The organism is Bradyrhizobium sp. Ai1a-2 (assembly GCF_000426245.1).
Taxonomy (GTDB): domain Bacteria; phylum Pseudomonadota; class Alphaproteobacteria; order Rhizobiales; family Xanthobacteraceae; genus Bradyrhizobium.
This window is the reverse complement of record NZ_AUEZ01000010.1, coordinates 107,147-125,452: the sequence shown is the minus strand read 5'-3', so window position 1 is coordinate 125,452 and position 18,306 is coordinate 107,147. Positions and strand designations below refer to the sequence as shown.

Genomic DNA, 18,306 nt, shown 5'->3' with positions numbered 1-18,306 from the left:
GAACTCCTCAGGGGGCTCAGCGTTGATCGAGCTTCAGAAGGCGCTGGGCGTTTTCGGAGCAGACCAGCTCTCTTACGCGTTCGACCATCGGCGCGCTCTCGATGAAATCGGCGGCTATCGACGTCGATTCGTAGGGGTAGTCGACCGAGAACATCACGGCTTCGGCTCCCATCTCCGCGACCGCTCCGGCAAGCGCGGCTGGCGAACAGACGCCCGAAGTCGTGATGACGATGTTTCGACCGATGTAGGTTGAAGGGGGATGCTCGAGCTTGATGCCATGCGAGTATACCGCGAAGCGGCTGTCAAACCGCCAACGCATCATGGGGAGCCCCTCACCCATGTGCCCGAGAATGATCTTCAGTCTTGGAAACCGGTCGAACACGCCTCCGAACAGCAGCCGTAGCGCGTGCGTCCCGGTCTCAACGCCCCATCCCCAGATGGCGCCGGCGAGCTCCGGATGGCCGTCATAGGCCTTCGGCACGGGCAATGGATCGGTCGGATGCAGATACAAAGGGACGTCCAAAGCCTGCATGCGCTCCCAGAGTTCGTCGTAGGAGCGGTCGTCGTAATAGACCCCGTTGGTGTGACCGTTCACCAACGCCCCTTTGAAGCCCAGCGTTTCCACGGCGCGGGTCAATTCGTTTGCGGCCACTCTCGGGACATCCATGGCAAGCGATGCAAAGCCTCCGAACCGATCCGGATGGCGAGCGACTTGCTTGGCAAGGAAGTCGTTGTTCTCCATAGCCCGCAGTGCAGCCACGCTCGGGTCCCGCTCGCTTTGCACGCTTGGACCAGTCTGGGACAGCACCACATAGTCGATCCCGGCCTTGTCCATTTCGGCGATACGCATGTCGTCGAAGTCGCCCAAACGCGAGGCGAGATACGACCGCGCATCGGCATCCATGTGCTTCGTGAACGCTTTCGAGTAATTCTCGAAGCCGGGCGCCATGAAATGCTCTTCGAGAGCAATCTTGCGGATTCGTTTCGTCATATCATCACGTTCATGAGCTTGAGGACTGCGCCACACCGATATCGGGTGCGATGCGGGATCTGGGTGAGCGGAGGCTGGGCCTCGACGGACGACGAACAAACCGTCGTCCATCAATGTGCCTTCACTTCTTGACGAGCGGACAGTCGGTTTCCGACAACGGCTTGAACGCCTCGCTTGCGGGGATCGTCGCCAGCACCTTGTAGTAATCCCAAGCCGCCTTGGACTCGGCCGGCTTCTTGACCTGGACGAGGAACATGTCATGCACCATTCGCCCGTCCTCTCTCACCGTTCCGGACTGAGTGAACGAATCCCGCACGGGTAGCTCGCGCATTTTAGCGGCGACGGCCATTGCATCATCGGTACCCGCGGCAGCAACTGCCTTGAGATAGTGAAGGACGCCTGAATAGACGCCGGCCTGCGCCATTGTGGGCATCGCCTTGCGGCGCTTGTAGAACTTCTCGGCGAAAGCTCGCGTGCGATCATCAAGGTCCCAATAGTAGCCCGTGACGAAAGTTAGACCCTGCGCCACGGAGAGGCCCATGCTGTTCACGTCGGTTATAAACGTGACCGGCGTAACGACCGTCTGACCGCTTTCAACAATGCGGAATTCACCCGATTGCTTCACAGCGTTGACGGTATCGCCACCGGCGTTCGCAAACGCGACAACCTTGGCCTTCGAACCTTGCGCCTGCAGCAGGAAGGAGGAAAAATCGGGCGTATTGAGCGGGTGCCTGGCGCCACCGACGACCTTTCCGCCGGCGACCTTGACGGCCTTTGAAGCTTCGGCTTCGAGCGATATGCCGAACGCATAGTCCACGGTGATGAAATACCAGGTATCGAAGCCCTGCTTCACCAACTCGCGAGCGACACCGGCAGCGTTCGAATAGTTATCGTAAGTCCATTGAAATCCGGTCGGAGAACAGGCCTTACCGGAGAGATCCATCGTTGCGGCGGTAGAGTAGATCGCGATCTTCTTTTTGGTACGCGCGATCTCCTGGACGGCCAGCGCGACGCCCGAGTTCGGGAAGTCGATGACCATGTCGACGTTGTCGACGTCGAACCATCGGCGCGCCAGCTGCGAGCCAATGTCCGGTTTGTTTTGATGGTCGCCGGAAAGAATTTTGATCGGCTTGCCGAGGACGTTGGATCCGAACTCCTCGAGCGCGATCTCCGCCGCCGCGACGGAGCCCACCCCGCCCAAGTCCGCGTAGACTCCGCTGAGATCGTTCAGTACACCGATTTTGATGGCATCTGGTCCGGCGTTCGCCGGAGGTTGCCCGAACGCCCAAAAAAGCGCGAGAAACCAAAGTATTAGCCTACGCATGAGCTGTCCTCCATTGATCTGCGAAGCCCGACCGCTTACCGGCTCTTTTTCGAACGGGCCTCGAAGAGATATGTGTCACCCCTAATAAAACGATATACACTGAGTAAATATGACCTAGTCGCGCGGGGAGTCAATAGGCTGAGCGCCCGAATGTCGGGCGTTCGTGGACTAAAAAATGGAAGGTTCGAACGTTGTCGAAGAAACAAACAAGCAAGCCGACGAGCTCAGAGGGAAAGATCGAAACTACGGCTCGCATGCCCTTGAGCGCCCGGCCGGGATACCTCGTGAGGCGCCTGCATCAGATTCACTCCGCGATATTTCTGGAGGAATGCCAGCAGTACGGCATCACGCCTGTGCAATACGGCCTTATTTCCACCCTGCTAGCGAAGCCGGGCATCGACCAGGTAACGCTGGCCGGAGAGGTCGGAATCGACCGGACGAACGTCTCGGATGTACTGAAGCGCTTGGCTGAGCGCGGCCTGTTGCGCCGCGAGAGGAGCAAGGCTGACGGCCGATCGATGGTCGCCTTTCTAACCAAGGAGGGCGAACGCGTCGCCGAAGAGATGTACGAGAGCATGAGGCGCGCTCAGGACCGCCTCCTGCAACCACTCAGACCGGAATTCCGCTCGGCTTTCATTGCGATGCTGACCGAGCTGATTGAGGGCAACAGCCAATACGCGGTATCGGAGAACGGTTCGAAAGGCCGCAAGGAAGCCGACGAGGAGTGAATGCGCGGCACGGTCACCAATATTATGATCAGTACACTGCGTATATAAGCTTGCTTTACCCCGTATACGGCTTATGAATGCAGATCCGCTCTAATCTTTGGGCGACCGCCAAAACTTGCTCTTGATGACCGCCCACACAAGGCCGAAGCCTCCGAGGGCGGCTCCCGGCTTCGCCGCGGGTGCAGCGCCCGTGATAGTTGCCTCAAGATTTGCTGCGAACGTAGCGGCGAGCCTGCGGACAATGTCCTGTACGAGGCCGGCGCGGTTGAACTGTGCCAAGGCGCCGCTCAGCTTCCAGGTAAGGGTAACGGCGACGATCGAATCGCCGTTAGCGCCGTCGATGACCTTCCAACGTGCCGCTCCCTCGGCTGATGACCCGAGCCCAGAATCGCGGCCCTTCCCGGTCATCCAGCCCTCGCGCTTGCCATCGTCCATGCCGACCGAGGCCTGACCGCTGAACGATGCTTTGATCGGCCCCAAGGCAATCTTTACCTTGCCGGCGAGGTTCTCGCCCTCGAGTGTCGTGATCTCGGCGCCGGGAACGCATGGCACGACGCGCTGCAAGTCCGAAAGAATCGCCCACACCTGCGCGGGTGTCGCGCCGACACGGATGCGTTCCTCGATCGATACGCCGCCTTCGATTTGACCTGCGGCTGGCGTGTCGGCCGCCGAAACCGATTTAGTGACCTGCCGAGACTTTGCATCCGGCAACGGCCTTCCACTATCGAGCTTCCTCGAGATGACCCGTGCGGACGCGGCACTTGCGTTCGCGGTCTTGCCTGCCGACACTCTTTTCACGGCCTCGACGATTCCGACGTATCCGGTGCAACGGCAGATGTTTCCGGAGAGTTCTTCACGGATACGGGTTTCCGGGATGTCGCCAAGCCGAAGAACGATATCCCGCGCGGTCGTCAACATGCCCGGCGTACAGAAGCCGCATTGCAGAGCATGGCATTCGGAGAACGCTTCGCGCAGTTCACCCATCGTTGGATCGTCGTCGAAACCCTCGATCGTCGTAATCTCAGCGCCTTCGCAGTCGGAAGCGAAAGTAATGCACGACCTCTGCATCTTTCCGTCGACCATAACCGTGCAGGCTCCGCACACGCCCTGCTCGCAGCCCAGATGCGTGCCCGTGAGATGGAGGTCGCCTCGCAGGAAGTCGGCCAGTTGCGTGCGCGGCTCGACTTCGGCGACCACTTTCTCGCCGTTCACGGACATCGCCACTCGAACCATGATCAATCGTGCTCCTGTCCCAACTGTTTCAAGGCACGTCTCACAGCGACAGCATGAAGCTCGCGGTCTTCAATATCCGTATCTGGTGCGATCTCGGCCAGTTCATCGGAAACCGTCTTGGACGCGGCTTCCCAACCCATCTCGTTCAGCCGATCGGCAGTCTTGGGCAGAACGATTGGAGGTCCATCCACCGCACCGGCCAGGACGCGCGTCAGGCCAGCTTTTTGATCGAGGATCGCAATCCCGATGGCGTTGGCAAATTCCCCGGTCTTGCGGTTGATTTTGTGATAGGCCCACTTGGCTGCCGTCGACAGACGCGGCACTTCGATCGAGACGATGACTTCGTTCTCCCCGAGCTTTGTCATGAACGCGCCCTCGACGAACGTCTCCGCGGCGTAGCGCTTGGGCTGCTTGGCCGTACCCTGCGCGACGATGACAGCGCCGAGCGCGGCAAGCGTCGACACCCAATCCGCGGCGGGATCGGCGTGAGCGAGGCTTCCGCCCATCGTGCCTCGGTTGCGAATAGCGCGATATGCGATTCCGTGAGCCACAAATTTCAGAAGCCCCTGGGTTGGATCTTCAAAGACTCCGTCCTCAATTTCGGCATGCGTCCAACCGGCGCCGATGGAGAAACCCCGTTCAAATCCTCGCCGAAGAACGTGTCATTTGCGCGCTCGGCCGGCTTCACTTTCGACACGACGCGCGCATGCGCCGAAGGACTGCGCAAGAACGCGACTTCGCGAAGCTCCGCCATATGGATGTCAGCGACGAACTGACCTCTGCCTCTGAGGTGCCTGGCATCCTCCTTGCGCCTCACACGGGCGCCGATTCCCTCGCCTGACGTATCGCTTTTGCTCATCGTCGCTCCATCGGAAAGTTCGGAAATCGCGCGACTATACGCCCTCTGCCTAGACCGGGATGCAGAGTGCGTTGTCGACCAGAAGATTGTCGTAGACGCAGCGCCTCTGCACCAGCCTGAGCCCGGCCTCGGTACGCCTGAAGATGTCCTTGTAGATTCCGATCTGATGAATTTTCGCGTCGGGTCGGTCGAACAGGACCTGCAACACGATGTAGTTCGCGCTGGCGCTGATCTCGCCACCGGCACTCTGCCCCGTTACTTGAACGTTGCTGATGATATGGCGGAGGTATCGGGGTGCGAACATTGCGGTTTTCTGGAGAGCGAAGGCACGATCGCGTATCATCCCTCGGTTTTCGCAATAGATCAGCCCGACCGGATGCTTGCGGTCTTCGTTTTCGCGCGACAGAACGACGTACGCTCCATCTTCCGCAAACATGTCTGCCCAGTCCGTCAGGCGCTGCTCGTCGAGCGCCGTGGCGTAGACTGAATTGAACTGCTCGATCTCGTAGCGAAGAAGCATCGCGCCGATCAGATCGACGTTTGCGCCTGCCGGATTCTTGGCCAACATAAGAATGATCCCGTGCTTGAGTAGATCAGAGATCCATCGCGGCGCGCCAGTGCTGGTACATCGCGCGGATCGATGCCTCGGAGATAAGCGTATCGGAGGTGCCGATGACGCCTGGGTCAAGTTCGACGACGTGCTTGCCGTTCGGAACGCTGATCATGCCGTCCTGCACAAACTTGATCGCTTCATTGTCCTCAAGCCCGAGGAATCCTGCCGGGCCCATGAGATTGCCCTGACGCAGCCGGTGCCGCGTCATGTCCTCGTCGTCCCCCTCGAATCCGAACATCGTCCACTTCATGATGAATTCGTTGGGGCCGGTCGGGACGATCTGTCGAACGCCGAGCGTGTTCATTTCTCGCTGGATGATTAGGTTCGGCCAGATCGTCGCCATGGTGACGGACCAAGGGCTATCGAATTCGTTCACGAAATCCATGAAGCGCGGCTCTTCCAGAGTCATGCCCTCTTTGTAAGCACGCATCTCCTTCTTGGTATCGCTGTTGAGCTTGCTCGCGTCAGATTTCGCGGATGCCATCACACCGTGGCGACCAGAGCTGTCGGAGATCATTGACGACTTGTTACCCGCCACCAATAGCCCAAACGTCACGAGAAATGTATGCAGAAGGGTCGCGTGATACGGATCCTTCAAGTTCTCGTGGTATAGTTTCCAGTTGCCGGGCAGGCTATGACGATAGTGTCCCAAAACCTTCGGTTTGCGTCCGTCAAACGTGGCCTCGAATTCGCGGAGAATTTCGGGACCGAGATATTCGGCGAGCGGCTCCATATCTTCATAGTACGAAGCGAAGACCACGCCGCGGTGCTCCGTCACCTTCAGCCGCTTCAGACCGTGCTCCGACGGCTTGAAGCTCGCGGGCATCCCGCCCTTTCCGCCGACCCCGCGGCGGAACGGCACGCCGGCAAGATTGCCTTTAAGATCGTAGGACCACTGATGATAGGGGCACACGAATTCCTTGGCATTGCCGCTGAGCTCGCGACAGAACTCCGCCGCGCGGTGCATGCAGCGGTTCTCGAATACATGGATCGAGCCGTCTTCGGCGCGCGACACAACCACCGGTGTGGGGCCGACGTTTGAACGAATGAAATCGCCGACGTTCGGAACCTCACTCGCCAACGCTACGAAATTCCAGGTGCGGCCATGGAATATCCGTTCGATCTCGCGCTCATAGATGTACCGATCCGTGTAGACCCAGTCGGGAACGCGCGTCAGCCCTTCCGACGGCCAGACAAAGTCCTTCGAAGTCTTCGATGATACGGTCTGCACGGCACTGCTCTCCTCGTTGGTATTTTCCTCAATGAGTGTGGCCCCGGCCTTGGCCGCATCGAACTTGCCGCCTTCCTCGAAGTACTTCCGGGCGCTTCGGATGGCAGCCGGAGCAGAGAATGCGACGACGCTCGTAAGCTCACCGGTCGACGGATCGGACAGCCAGTAGACGGCGCCGCTTTTTCCTTCGGGCCCACCCAACGCGATCTTGTCGTCTGCCGCGGGAACCCCGAGCATTTGGATGTTGAGACCGAACTGGTCAGTCCAGAACCAAGGTTGCGGATTGCCCCGAGGCGACAAGGTGCTACCGGCGATGGACCGACCCGCGGCCGCCCCCTGCTCCTCCGCATTGTGCCAACTCTCGAGACGACCCCGACGACCGCGAAGGGTTGAGTGGTGAAGCGCACAGTCGCCGGCAGCCCAGATGTCAGGCACGCTCGTTCGCTGCTCGACGTTCACCACAATGCCACTATCGAGCTCGCAGCCAGCTTGTGCAGCCAAGTCCGTTTCCGGAACCAATCCCACCCCGATGCAGACGGTGTCAGCCTCGAAATTGCCAGCCGTCGTGCGGACCAGCAGCCCCGATTTCGTGCGCTCGATCGCTTGAACGGACGTGCCGCAACGAACGATAGCGCCGTGGCTTTCCGCGAGATTTCGGAACGCCTTTCCGAGGAACGGTGGCAGAACCCTGCTCAGAAGCTCGCCTTCGCGCTCAAGAACCACAGTCGACAGCCCGAGCGACGATGCAACGGACGCCAACTCCATGCCGATGAAGCCGCCACCGACAATGACAACCTTCTTGGCGACTGAGAAAGATTTCCCGATCGCGGCGGCGTGCTCGACCGTCCTGAGATAGTGAACCCCCGGGAGGTCATCGCCGGGAATCGCGAGCCGGCGCGGCACACCGCCGGTGGTCAGCAACAGAGACGAGTATCCTCGCTCCTCGCCACTCTCGGTCCGAATTTTCTTGCTCTTGGGCTCGATACCTATAACTCGACGTCCGAGGTGAGGCGTGATTTTCAACTCTTTGAGTTCCGAATCCGTCAGTCGAGTGCACGACTCGAGAGTCGCCTTTCCGAGGAGGACATCCTTCGACAGCGGCGGACGCTCGTACGGAGGATGGCGTTCGTCTCCGAAGAGGTCGATAGGGCCCGCGTAACCGCCTTCACGAAGCGCCCTGATCGCTGCGGCCGCAGCTTGACCGGCGCCGACCACGATAACCGGATCCCGTCCCGGCGTGGCTGGCGTTAGAGCTCCAGACTGCTTGTCGTTTGCGTTCGGGCTTTTGCTGCCGCTGGCTTCCAGATCGACAAAGACCTTTCGCCCTTCAATTTTTACCGCATAGGTCTGAAGATCCTTCGTGAGCGGCGCGCACAAAGCCTTTCCCGAGCGTATATCGAAGAGCCCTTGATGAAGCGGACACTCGACTTTCCCGTCCTCGACGAACCCGTCGGCGAGAAAAGCCAGAGCGTGAGTGCAGATGCCGTGTGTTGCGAAGACCTCCTCGGCCAGGCGGTAGAGCGCAACCGGCGTACCCTCAACTTCGACGCCTTTGGCCGCGTCTGGCTGAAGCTCATCCAAAGAAATGACCTCTCGCCACGCCATGGGTTCCCCCTCTTCAACGACTTTGCAATTTTGATCAGTATACATCCTTTTAAGATGGTTGCGACACGGGGATTTGACTATCAAATACCGGGGTAAATACGACAGTTGGCCCGGATATTTCGATCAATCCGCAACCGATTGAGATATATACTGATTATTTTGGCACCAAACGGAATCCGTCGGCTTGCGCCAGATTTTCAATCGTGGTCGCAATTACTCCGCGAGCAGATCAGCGACCATGTTGCGCAGCCAGCGATTTCCAGGATCCGCGTGCTGACAGCGATGCCAGTACTGCTTGATATCGAAGGAAGGGAACGGATAAGGGGGCCGCAGCACTTGGAGTTCGACGATCCGCCCAAACACCTCGCCGACGGGCTGCGGCACCGTGACAACGAGGTCCGTTGATGCGATGACCATCGGGATGCTCAGGAAATGCGGCGAGCGCAACAGTTGCCGCCTCCGTATCCTGAATTGCTTCAGATGCCGCTCCACGATCTCCTGGCTTCGTCCTTCGGCTTGCACCACAGCATGGGGCAGCTCACGGAATTGCTTTTTCGTCAGCGCGCCATGGACCACGGAGTGCCCTGCGCGTACGAGGCAAACGAAGCCGTGTTGAAACAGCCGTTGCTGGAGAAAGTCGACACCATCGATATCCGGGAAATAGCCGATCGCCAGATCAACCTCGCCCCGCTGCAATGCCAGCATCAGTTCCCGGGGCGGCATCGAGACCGAGCGGACATCGATTGACGGTGCTTCGGACATCAAGCGACCCAGGAGCTTCGGCAGGAGCGCCATCTCGCCAACGTCGACCAACGCGATCGTGAAAGTGCGGCTCGCATGCTTGGGGTCGAAGGCGGGCCCGGCGAGTACCTGCTCACGCACACTCGTCAGCATCGATTGAACGACCGGTGCCAATCGGACCGCACGTGCGGACGGCTGCATCCCGCCCGTAACTTTCACGAACAGCTGATCGCCGAGTGCCTCGCGGAGCCGCCTCAGCGCATGCGACAGCGCGGGCTGACTCAATTCGAGCTCCTTGGATGCCAGTCCAAGATGCCCATGCCGCCACACGGCATCGAACACGCGGAGCAAATTCAGATCGAGGTTATTCATCGAGCTTATCAGGGTTATTCAGGCCAACGGCTTGATGCATGAGATGGGGATGAGAATATCCAGCCAGAAGCGCGGGGCCGCGCAGGCCGGGACTCAAATGCTCGGGAGTAGCTGACGATGACGGATCACGTCACTGTTGCCTCGATTATCGATCAATCTCCGCTAGGCTCCTATCGCATCCGCATTGTCGCCGTTTGCTTCCTGATTGCTCTGATGGACGGCTTTGACACGCAGGCGATTGGTTTTGCGGCGCCAGCCATCTCCTCGTCTCTGCACATTCCGATCACCGCCTTCGGGCAGGTCTTCTCCGCCGGTCTGCTCGGCGCGATGCTGGGCGCGCTCAGCCTTGGGCCACTGGCCGACCGCTTCGGCCGTAGATGGGTGCTGGCCGGCTCGGTGCTTGGCTTTTCGTTGATTTCGCTGCTCACGCCCCATGCCCCTGATCTCTTTTGGTTGCTCCTGTGCCGTTTTTTCACCGGGCTCGGGCTCGGCGGCGCGATCCCGAACCTTCTGGCTCTTTCCTCCGAATATACGCCCCGGCGCAACCGCGGCCTCTTGACTGGGCTGCTCTACGCCGGCTTCCCGCTTGGCGGCGCAATCGGTGCATTGACTAGCGCGCAAATCCTTCCACTGCTTGGCTGGCCCTTCCTCTTCTATATCGGCGGCACGATTCCGTTACTGCTGGCGGCCGTAGTCGCCTGGGCTTTTCCGGAGCCGTTGCAGTTCCTGGTCCGGCAACCGGACGGGCAACGGAAGGTCAGCGAAATCGTGCGTCAGATCGTGCCCGACGCGCCGACCGACGGGACCTTCTACGTCGATTGCGAGCAGCGACCCGATCGCTTGCCGCTCCGGCACCTGTTCACCGGCGGACGCGGAGCGCCGACGCTGTTGCTGTGGATCGCCTTCTCCATGTGCTTCATGCTGCTGATCGCGCTCGTGCTCTGGACGCCTGCGCTGTTGCGCCAAGCCGGGGTCGACGCATCACAGGCGACACTGATCGTGCTCCTCGTCAATCTCGGCAGCGTCGCAGGCACAGCGCTCGGCGGGCGGCTTGTAGACTATTTCGATCCGTGGATCGTCTTGTTGCTGCTGTTCAGCATAGGCGCCGTCGGCGTGTCGTCACTCGGCTACGCCATCGGATCGTTAACCCTGCTCGGGTTGTTCGCGGCGCTGTCAGGCGCTTCTCTCGGTGCAGCAAGTTCCGCGCTGTTGGGCGTCGCGGTCCTGATCTATCCCAGCATGATGCGCGCGACGGGCGTCGGTTGGGCGATGGCGCTCGGCCGGACGGGGCAGGCGATCGGGCCGCTCGTGATCGGTGCGTTGCTGGCCGGCGGGGTTGCGCCCAATCGCATCTTCCTCTTGTGGGCTGTGCCCGCTCTGTTCGCCGCAGCCGCAGCCATGCTGCTGCGCTGGAGTGGACTCGGTACTGCGCCCGCGGCGGATGGTGGTCTCAGCCCGAATTACCCTGACGATCTGCGGCCGGTCGCATGCAAAACAACTAACGGAGGGCCCCTGTGACCATGATTAGACGAGAAGCGCCGATCCTCATCGTCGGCGGCGGCATCGGCGGCCTTGCGGCTGCGTTGGCGCTCGCGCACGAGGGGCGCCATGTCAAGATTCTTGAACAGGCGAGCGCGATCGAAGAGATCGGCGCTGGCCTTCAGCTTGGGCCGAATGCGTTGGCGGCCTTCGACGCACTCGGCGTCGGCGAACGAGTACGCAGCCACATGACCTATCCCGACCGCCTGGTGATGTTGGACGCGGTCGACGGCAAGCCGATCGCCGACGTTCCTGTCGGTACAGCGTTTCGCCGCCGCTTCGGTAATCCCTATGCGTTGGGCCATCGTGCCGACATGCACATGGCCCTCCTTGAGAGCGTCCAGGCGGTCGGACGTGTCGATCTCGTCACGTCCATGCGCATCGTCGAGGTCGAGCAGACCACGCGCGGCGTGACCGCGATCGATGCCGACGGCGGCCACCATGACGGGATCGCGCTGATCGGCTGCGATGGCGTGAAGTCGGCGGTGCGTCAGCGGCTAATCGGCGACGCGCCGCGGGTTTCAGGAGACGTCGTCTATCGCGCCATGATCGAGGCCGGCGACTTTCCAGTCGAGCTGCAGGGAAACGCGCCGGTGGTGTGGGCAGGGCCGAACTGCCACCTAGTGCATTACCCGCTGCGCGACCAAAAACAATACAACCTGGTCGTCACGTTCCATAGCGAGAGGCAGGAAGCCTGGGGCGTCACTGAGGGCAGCCAGGAGGAGATTCTGTCTCACTTCGTCGGCATCGACAGGCGGCCGCACCAACTTCTGTCGCTGCTGAATAGTGGGAAACGCTGGGCGACGGCGGACCGCGAACCGCTCGATCGCTGGAGCAGCGGTCATGTAACCCTGCTTGGCGATGCTGCGCATCCGATGCTGCAGTATCTCGGCCAGGGAGCGTGCATGACGCTGGAAGACGCGGTGACGCTCGGCGCCGCCATTCGCATCCATCCAGACGACTTGCCTCAGGCGTTCGGCCTCTACGAGCGGTCCCGCATCGCCCGCACCGCTCGCGCCGTGTTGTCGGCGCGCGAGTTCGGCCGGCTCATCCATGCCAAGGGAATGGAGCGGATCGTGCGCAACGAGCTTTGGAAGGGTCGAACGCCGGAGCGCTTCTACGATGCGTTGGAGTGGCTCTATGGCTGGCGTGCCGACGCATGCCTCGCGGCCTGACAATTCCCGCCGACCCGAAATCCACACCTGAGGCAAGCCCCATGGGCAAGCCTGGTTGATGCAACGCATCCGTGAGTAACACAGCAAGGAGGCGAGTATGTCGGACAATCTTCAGAGGATGCGCGACGCCTATTACGGGCGCATGGCGCAGCGCGGACTGACGCCGCTATGGACGGTGATGACGGAGGCCGTTCCCAGCGAGCCAGTGGCGAACTGCGAACCTGTGTTCTGGGATTTCGCTGCCGACATCCGGCCCGCGCTGTTCGAAGCCGGCGAGCTCATCTCGGCGGAAGAAGCGCAGCGCCGCGTCCTGATGCTGAACAACCCAGCCCTGCAGCGAGGGACCACAAAGACGCTGCTCTGCGCGATTCAGATGATCAAGGAAGGAGAGATCGCACCCGCTCACCGCCATACGCAATCAGCCTTGCGATTCGTGATCGAAGGCGGCGGTGCATACACGGCGATAAACGGTGAGAAGACCTCCATGAATCCGGGCGACCTGATTTTGACGCCGGCTTGGTTCTGGCACGACCACGGCAAGGATAGTAAGGGACCAATGATTTGGCTCGATGGACTTGATATCCCGTTGGTTAATCATCTAGGCGCGACGTTCTCGGAAGAATTCGACGAGCGGCGCTATCCCGAAGCGAGGCCCGCCGAGGATTCCCGCGCACGCTACGGTTCGGGACTGCTGCCCTTGGAGCCTGTCGTGAGCACGTCTCATTCTCCCGTTTTCCGGTATCCGTACGACACGACACGGCAAGCGCTCGAAGCGCTTCGCAGGACGAACGAGTGGGATCCCTGCCACGGATTGAAGCTGAGATATAGCAATCCATTGTCTGGGGAATTCGTGCTGCCGACGATCGCTGCCTTCATTCAGCTGCTGCCGAGGGGTTTTTCTGGCGCGCCGTACCGATCCACAGAATCGACCATCGTCATGGCGGTCGAGGGGCGCGGCCGCGCGCATGTCGGCAACCGAACCTTCAGCTTCGGCCCGCACGACATCTTCGTCATTCCGAATTGGACCTGGACGACGCTCGAAGCGGACGTCGACGCCGTGCTGTTCAGCTACTCCGACCGTGCCGCACTCGAGAAGCTGGCGCTGTTGCGGCAGCAGCGAAGCAATGAGGCCCGAAGCGGGATGTGATCCGCAAACGCTGGACAAGTCCGCAAACGTCAATGGATGTAGAAACGCTCGAATTATATCACGGTTGGCGTTCGTGTTGTTCGATTACAAGGGGCGCGGGCGCGTTTTGACGCGGGCACACACACGTTTCTGTGGGCGAGAGGCGGTTGCAGGCGTTGGGTGCCGTAGCGGCAGCCTGCGTCTTCGTGCTGCAAGTGCTTCTCACCGGGATCATCGGTGCCTTCTGATCGACAGCGTCAGTTGGAAACCTTTGCTTTTGCACGCTTTACAATATTTTCCATCCGCGCAGAATCCTTTGCGATGGTTTCTCCGAACTTGGCGGGCTCATCAGCGATCACAGTCAAACCAAGGCCTTCCAGACGAGCTGAGACGGTCGAATCTCGCAAGGCCTCCACAATGGACTTGTTGAGCTTCTCGATCACGTCCTTTGGGGTCGCCGATGGAGCAACAAAGCCGTACCAGTTGCCTGCGAGGAGATCAGGTGATCCTGCTTCCGGGGACGTCGGCACATCGGTCAGCTGCTTGCTTCGTTCAAGCGCGGTCACGACAATTGGTCTCAGCGCTCCGCTCTGCACCTGCTGGACAACATTCGACAGGTTGTCGCACATCATAGAAACTTGACCACCGACAACATCCTGGAGTGCCGGAGCTGCTCCTTGGTACGGTATGTGAACGGCATCAATGCCTTGGAGCACCTTCAAGGTCTCGCCGCACAGGTGGCTCGTGCTTCCATTGCCGGCCGAAGCAAATGTCAGCTTGCCAGGCTCAGCCTTGGCCAGCGCCACCAATTCCTTCAGCGAGCTTGCCTTGACCGACGGATTGACGACGATGATGTTCGGCGTCGAAGCGCCGTTGGTGATCGGCGTGAAATCCTTTTCAGGATTGTACGTCGGCTTTTCATAGATCCATTGGTTGATTGTAAGCATGCCAGTCGTCGCAAGCAGGATCGTGTGGCCATCCGCTGGTGAGGAAGCGACGCGGACCGCCCCGATCGAGCCGTTTGCGCCGCCGCGATTTTCGATGATCACCGGAACACCGAGCGACTTGGACATCAACGGACCCACCAATCGTGGAATCGCGTCGGCGGTGCTTCCGGCAGGATACGGGACGACAATCGTAATGATCTTTTCAGGGAATCCAGCCGCCAGCGTGCCGGGCACCCCGAAGAATGCCGGCGATAGCAGTGCCGCCAAAATAAACGTCGCCCACTTCATCGGCAGATCATTGCTTCGCATTCTGAACATCCTGCATGACATCCTGGGAACCATGGCATTGACTCCTCCAAGTTCACTGGTGCGTCCACTGACGTGGTTCTTACCCGGCCGATAAGCCGGTTACCGTCGACATCGTCCAAGAGAGAATTGGTGATCATCCCTGGTGGGCCGCGGCGACATGCAGCGAAGCTGCCCGCTCGAGCGAGTCCAGCATTGCAATTCGGCGCAAGAGCGCGCGCCCCTTTTCCGGATCGGCGGCCGCGGCGCGAATGTCGTCGCGGAAACGCGCGCGGTCCGCCTCATCTTTCGCCTCGAGATTCTTCTTGTTGCGAATGGTGTCGCCCTGAATGGCCTGCATCGTGACCGTACGACGCTGCAGATCGTAGTCGGCGAGAACACGCTCATTGGCCGTACCATTGATGACCGAACCCAACTTCGCCGTCAGGTTCAATGCGTCGTGAATGCCGCCATTCATGCCCATGCCGCCGAGCGGATTGTTGATATGGGCGGCGTCGCCAACCAGGAAGGTGCGACCTTTCCGGAAGTTCGCGGCGACGCGCTGATGCACACGATACAACGTCGTGTGGAGGATGGGGGCCTCCATCTCGGCGGGAACGATCCGCCGGATCGACGCCGTCACATAGTCTTCGGAGAGCGCCTCGGCATCGGAGATTTCCGCAGCCACCGGCATCATCACGCGCCACGCTCCGAGGATGCGGAGTAGGAAGTACCAGCGCTCGGGATCGGCGACATAGCTGACCGACGACACACCCGGGCGAAGCACCGTGAAATCGACCGGGGTTGTCATCACCAAAAAGCGCTCGGGCCAGGTGAAGCCCTCGAATTCCACGTCCTGGCTGCGGCGTACGATGCTGTTCGCGCCATCGGCGCCAATCAGCCAGGCGCATTCATGCATGGTGTCGCGCCCCTGGGCTCTGACCACTACCTCGACGGCATCGCTCGTCTGCTTGATGGATCTGACTTCGCTGCCGAACGCGATCGAGAACAGCGGGTTGCCGGACAAGGCATCCAGAATGATGCGCGTTAGCTTGAACTGCTCGGCCTGCAGGCGGAACGGGTGCCGCACCAGATCGGAAATCGCCGCGAAGTCGAACGTCCCGAGCACGCCGTCTTCGGACGAACTGTATTGAACAGTCGGCGCCTTCAGGCCCTGCGCAATCAGGGTGCTGGCGAAACCGAGATCATCGAGCATGTCCAGCGTGGGCGGATGGAACGTCGATGCGCGCGACTCGCTGCTCAGTTGGTCGTTCTTCTCCAGCACCAGAACCGGGATGTTCTGCCGCACCATATCTGCCGCGGCCACCATGCCCACCGGCCCTGCCCCAGCGATGATGACGGCAGGCTTCGCATTACTCATTATCCAGACCTCTTGCAGAAATTTCGGGCATCGGCTCTCATCGGCGCCTCCGCGAACAAGGCCGCCAGTCAACGTGTCTGCCGCTGTCGAGCGTGTGGAACTCGTCATGCAATTTGTTGACCGCCACGGATATGCCCCTTGAAGTTGATCGTTGAAGCGCCTGCAGGTTGGCTGGCGCTGCAGTTTGAAATTCCCAACGCCATTGATGGGCGCTGCCTTGATGAAGGCCGCCGCTCAATGGACTTTCGTCATCCGTACCAGTTTGTTGCCTTATGTTTAGGCATGCAAACAATTTAATCTACGAATATCTTGCGTTTTTGGAACGAACTATGCGCCGCAGAATACCCAGCCTCGGCGCGCTGATGGCCTTCAGCGCGGTTGCCAAGCACCTCAGCGTCACGCGTGCCGCCAGCGAACTCGCGCTGACCGGAAGTGCGGTGTCGCGCCAGATCGCGCAGCTGGAGACGCAGCTCGGCGTCAAACTCTTCCACCGCATCAAGAAGCGGATCACCCTGACGCGTGCCGGAACAGCCTACAGCACCCGTGTAGCGCAGACGATCGAGCGGATCGAGCGCGATACACTCGAGATCATGGGCTACGAGGCCGACGGCACGGTTCTGGAAATCGCGGCGCTGCCCACCGTCGGCACCCAATGGCTCATTCCGCGCCTGCCGGACTTCTATGCTCGGAATCCCGGCATCGCCGTCAACGTGAGTGCGCGCAACACGCGCTTCTTCTTCAGCGAGACCGCTCTCGATGGTGCGCTATACTTCGGTGAGCCCGACTGGCCCGGCACGCAAGCAGACTATCTGTTCGACGAAGTTCTTCTGCCGGTCGGATCGCCGACGCTGATCGGCAAGCGCGGCGAACTGCGACCGAGTGAGGTTGCCGAATTGCGGCTTCTGCATCTGGCCACGCGACCCGATGCATGGCGTCGCTGGTTCGAGGCTGCGGAACTTGGCGGCACGAATGTGATCCGCGGGCCACGCTTCGATATTCAATCCACTTTGATCAGCGCAGCCAACTCCGGTCTTGGCATCGCCCTGCTTCCTGAATTCCTGATTTCCGACCAGTTGACCTCCGGCAAGCTGAAGGTGCTGTCGAGCCTCACGTTGAGAAGCGTTGGCTCGTACTATTTCGCCTGCCCGGAAGAGAAAGCCGACAATCCCCTGCTCTCGGCATTTCGTGCATGGCTCCTGACGCAAGCAGGCACGTCAGCACCTCCGGCACTTCGAACGGCAGGTGGGCAAACTGGTCCCAACGGAAGCCGACGCTCAACTGTATCTCGCTCTGAGAAACAGCTTTGACGCCGTCGAAACCTCGCTCGAACGCCTTATGCCCCACCTGCTGAACGAGACCATCCCTCCGGGCATTCGCCCTCGTCCACGTCACCAATTCGATGACAGCACCAAGCGACGCGCAGCGGCGTCTGACGCTTCGCACCGGGACCGCTTGACAGGTCGGACGACATCTTCGGAGCGCTCGACGCCGGCGGCGATGGATCAGACGAGGAGCGCCAACTAAGCGTCCGCGGCCTGGGTCAGCCGGACCTCGCCCGCAATCGCTTGCGGCTGGCGCAGCAAATTCAGGATCGGGCAGTTGCGCTCCACCGCCTCCCGCAGCACACGGATCTCGGTCGGCGCAGCGGAGGAGACGATGAAAACGACATAGCGAATCTCGTGCGGATGGATCGGAACATGTTCGAATCCGGGAGAACCGGCACGCGGATCGAAGACGCCGGTGATCTCCAGCTCCAGTGAGTCGAGCGGCACGCCGAGTGTGGCCGCCTGGATCAGGAAGGTGTGGGTCAGGCAGCTGCCGAGCACGCCGAGCTGCAGTTCGGGCGAACTCGGACCAAGATCGTAGCCGGCGAAATCTGCCTCGCTGTCGCTGATCACCTGGAAGTCTCGGATGCGGATACGGCGGATGCCGCTGCGCCCCTCGGCACGCACTCGCGCAGTCAGCGTCATGGGGACGCCGTCGCCGGCGGCGATACACGACTTGCGGACGGCGATCGCCTGGCGCTTCTCGTCGAGATACTCATTGAGTGTGGACATCGTGCTCCTCGTCGGAAACGGGCCGGCTGCCGGGCCCCCGGTGGCGGGATAAACCTGCGGCTGCTGAGACCGGAGTTGTCGACAATCAAAATCGACGAA

The 18,306-nt window shown here is 60.5% G+C and carries 17 protein-coding genes; 6 read left to right on the top strand and 11 right to left on the bottom strand.

What is annotated here, in order from left to right; genetic code table 11:
• Positions 1 to 16: 16 nt before the first annotated feature.
• Both K288_RS0110055 and K288_RS0110050 read right to left on the bottom strand, forming a co-directional pair.
• Positions 17 to 1,102 (bottom strand): amidohydrolase family protein, encoded by a 1,086-nt coding sequence (locus K288_RS0110055; protein ID WP_244443118.1) that lies wholly within the window; start codon positions 1,100 to 1,102, stop codon positions 17 to 19.
• Positions 1,103 to 1,112: 10 nt separating this feature from the next.
• Positions 1,113 to 2,315 (bottom strand): ABC transporter substrate-binding protein, encoded by a 1,203-nt coding sequence (locus K288_RS0110050; protein WP_027579428.1) that lies wholly within the window; start codon positions 2,313 to 2,315, stop codon positions 1,113 to 1,115.
• A 260-nt stretch (positions 2,316 to 2,575) separates the two neighbouring features.
• Here K288_RS0110050 and K288_RS45160 point away from each other — a divergent pair, with 260 nt between their 5' ends.
• Complete coding sequence (locus K288_RS45160) at positions 2,576 to 3,043, top strand: MarR family transcriptional regulator (protein ID WP_152535465.1); 468 nt, start codon at positions 2,576 to 2,578, stop codon at positions 3,041 to 3,043.
• A gap of 90 nt (positions 3,044 to 3,133) precedes the next feature.
• Here the strand turns inward: K288_RS45160 and K288_RS0110040 are convergent, their stop codons facing one another.
• The 6 genes from K288_RS0110040 to K288_RS0110015 form a co-directional block, all read right to left on the bottom strand.
• The gene (locus tag K288_RS0110040; RefSeq protein ID WP_160168957.1) at positions 3,134 to 4,255 is read right to left on the bottom strand and encodes a 2Fe-2S iron-sulfur cluster-binding protein; all 1,122 of its coding nucleotides are present in this window, start codon (positions 4,253 to 4,255) and stop codon (positions 3,134 to 3,136) included.
• 23 nt (positions 4,256 to 4,278) lie between these two features.
• Positions 4,279 to 4,875 carry an FAD binding domain-containing protein gene (locus K288_RS45155; protein ID WP_244443117.1) on the bottom strand — a complete coding sequence of 199 codons (597 nt, stop codon included), beginning with the start codon at positions 4,873 to 4,875 and terminating at the stop codon, positions 4,279 to 4,281.
• The gene (locus K288_RS54055) at positions 4,833 to 5,135 is read right to left on the bottom strand and encodes a hypothetical protein (protein WP_027579426.1); all 303 of its coding nucleotides are present in this window, start codon (positions 5,133 to 5,135) and stop codon (positions 4,833 to 4,835) included. Before K288_RS54055 ends, K288_RS45155 begins: the two co-directional genes overlap by 43 nt.
• A 49-nt stretch (positions 5,136 to 5,184) precedes the next feature.
• A complete protein-coding gene (locus K288_RS0110025) occupies positions 5,185 to 5,703 on the bottom strand; it encodes an aromatic-ring-hydroxylating dioxygenase subunit beta (RefSeq protein WP_027579425.1) in 519 nt (172 codons plus the stop codon).
• Positions 5,704 to 5,728: 25 nt separating this feature from the next.
• A complete protein-coding gene (locus tag K288_RS50460; protein WP_084799538.1) occupies positions 5,729 to 8,584 on the bottom strand; it encodes an FAD-dependent oxidoreductase in 2,856 nt (951 codons plus the stop codon).
• A 213-nt stretch (positions 8,585 to 8,797) separates the two neighbouring features.
• Positions 8,798 to 9,697: a LysR family transcriptional regulator gene (locus K288_RS0110015; protein WP_027579423.1), complete on the bottom strand. Its 900-nt coding sequence runs from the start codon at positions 9,695 to 9,697 to the stop codon at positions 8,798 to 8,800.
• A gap of 117 nt (positions 9,698 to 9,814) precedes the next feature.
• Here K288_RS0110015 and K288_RS45150 point away from each other — a divergent pair, with 117 nt between their 5' ends.
• From K288_RS45150 to gtdA, 3 genes are all read left to right on the top strand, one after another.
• Positions 9,815 to 11,215, top strand: a complete 1,401-nt coding sequence (locus tag K288_RS45150; protein WP_051334452.1) for an MFS transporter — start codon at positions 9,815 to 9,817, stop codon at positions 11,213 to 11,215.
• Between the two features lie 2 nt (positions 11,216 to 11,217).
• Complete coding sequence (locus K288_RS0110005; protein WP_244443116.1) at positions 11,218 to 12,411, top strand: 3-hydroxybenzoate 6-monooxygenase; 1,194 nt, start codon at positions 11,218 to 11,220, stop codon at positions 12,409 to 12,411.
• 97 nt (positions 12,412 to 12,508) lie between these two features.
• The gene (gene gtdA, locus K288_RS0110000) at positions 12,509 to 13,558 is read left to right on the top strand and encodes a gentisate 1,2-dioxygenase (protein WP_027579421.1); all 1,050 of its coding nucleotides are present in this window, start codon (positions 12,509 to 12,511) and stop codon (positions 13,556 to 13,558) included.
• Positions 13,559 to 13,794: 236 nt separating this feature from the next.
• On the opposite strand, the gene K288_RS0109990 is transcribed toward gtdA, so the two are convergent.
• Together K288_RS0109990 and K288_RS0109985 are read right to left on the bottom strand one after the other, a co-directional pair.
• Positions 13,795 to 14,793, bottom strand: a complete 999-nt coding sequence (locus K288_RS0109990; RefSeq protein ID WP_051334451.1) for a tripartite tricarboxylate transporter substrate binding protein — start codon at positions 14,791 to 14,793, stop codon at positions 13,795 to 13,797.
• Positions 14,794 to 14,926: 133 nt separating this feature from the next.
• The gene (locus K288_RS0109985; protein WP_027579419.1) at positions 14,927 to 16,150 is read right to left on the bottom strand and encodes an FAD-dependent monooxygenase; all 1,224 of its coding nucleotides are present in this window, start codon (positions 16,148 to 16,150) and stop codon (positions 14,927 to 14,929) included.
• 138 nt (positions 16,151 to 16,288) lie between these two features.
• On the opposite strand from K288_RS0109985, the gene K288_RS53580 reads away from it, so the two are divergent.
• A complete protein-coding gene (locus K288_RS53580) occupies positions 16,289 to 16,447 on the top strand; it encodes a hypothetical protein (protein ID WP_160168956.1) in 159 nt (52 codons plus the stop codon).
• A 32-nt stretch (positions 16,448 to 16,479) separates the two neighbouring features.
• The gene (locus tag K288_RS45145; RefSeq protein WP_051334450.1) at positions 16,480 to 17,457 is read left to right on the top strand and encodes a LysR substrate-binding domain-containing protein; all 978 of its coding nucleotides are present in this window, start codon (positions 16,480 to 16,482) and stop codon (positions 17,455 to 17,457) included.
• Positions 17,458 to 17,670: 213 nt separating this feature from the next.
• On the opposite strand, the gene K288_RS0109975 is transcribed toward K288_RS45145, so the two are convergent.
• Positions 17,671 to 18,207: an OsmC family protein gene (locus K288_RS0109975; protein ID WP_027579418.1), complete on the bottom strand. Its 537-nt coding sequence runs from the start codon at positions 18,205 to 18,207 to the stop codon at positions 17,671 to 17,673.
• Positions 18,208 to 18,306: the final 99 nt, after the last annotated feature.

Coding starts and splice junctions, on each gene's coding strand:
- K288_RS0110055 (WP_244443118.1), bottom strand. CDS start 1,102: ATGGACGACGGTTTGTTCGTCGTCCGTCGAGGCCCAGCCTCCGCTCAC.
- K288_RS0110050 (WP_027579428.1), bottom strand. CDS start 2,315: ATGCGTAGGCTAATACTTTGGTTTCTCGCGCTTTTTTGGGCGTTCGGG.
- K288_RS54055 (WP_027579426.1), bottom strand. CDS start 5,135: ATGAGCAAAAGCGATACGTCAGGCGAGGGAATCGGCGCCCGTGTGAGG.
- K288_RS0110025 (WP_027579425.1), bottom strand. CDS start 5,703: ATGTTGGCCAAGAATCCGGCAGGCGCAAACGTCGATCTGATCGGCGCG.
- K288_RS50460 (WP_084799538.1), bottom strand. CDS start 8,584: ATGGCGTGGCGAGAGGTCATTTCTTTGGATGAGCTTCAGCCAGACGCG.
- K288_RS0110015 (WP_027579423.1), bottom strand. CDS start 9,697: ATGAATAACCTCGATCTGAATTTGCTCCGCGTGTTCGATGCCGTGTGG.
- K288_RS45150 (WP_051334452.1), top strand. CDS start 9,815: ATGACGGATCACGTCACTGTTGCCTCGATTATCGATCAATCTCCGCTA.
- K288_RS0110005 (WP_244443116.1), top strand. CDS start 11,218: ATGATTAGACGAGAAGCGCCGATCCTCATCGTCGGCGGCGGCATCGGC.
- gtdA (WP_027579421.1), top strand. CDS start 12,509: ATGTCGGACAATCTTCAGAGGATGCGCGACGCCTATTACGGGCGCATG.
- K288_RS0109990 (WP_051334451.1), bottom strand. CDS start 14,793: ATGCGAAGCAATGATCTGCCGATGAAGTGGGCGACGTTTATTTTGGCG.
- K288_RS0109985 (WP_027579419.1), bottom strand. CDS start 16,150: ATGAGTAATGCGAAGCCTGCCGTCATCATCGCTGGGGCAGGGCCGGTG.
- K288_RS45145 (WP_051334450.1), top strand. CDS start 16,480: ATGCGCCGCAGAATACCCAGCCTCGGCGCGCTGATGGCCTTCAGCGCG.
- K288_RS0109975 (WP_027579418.1), bottom strand. CDS start 18,207: ATGTCCACACTCAATGAGTATCTCGACGAGAAGCGCCAGGCGATCGCC.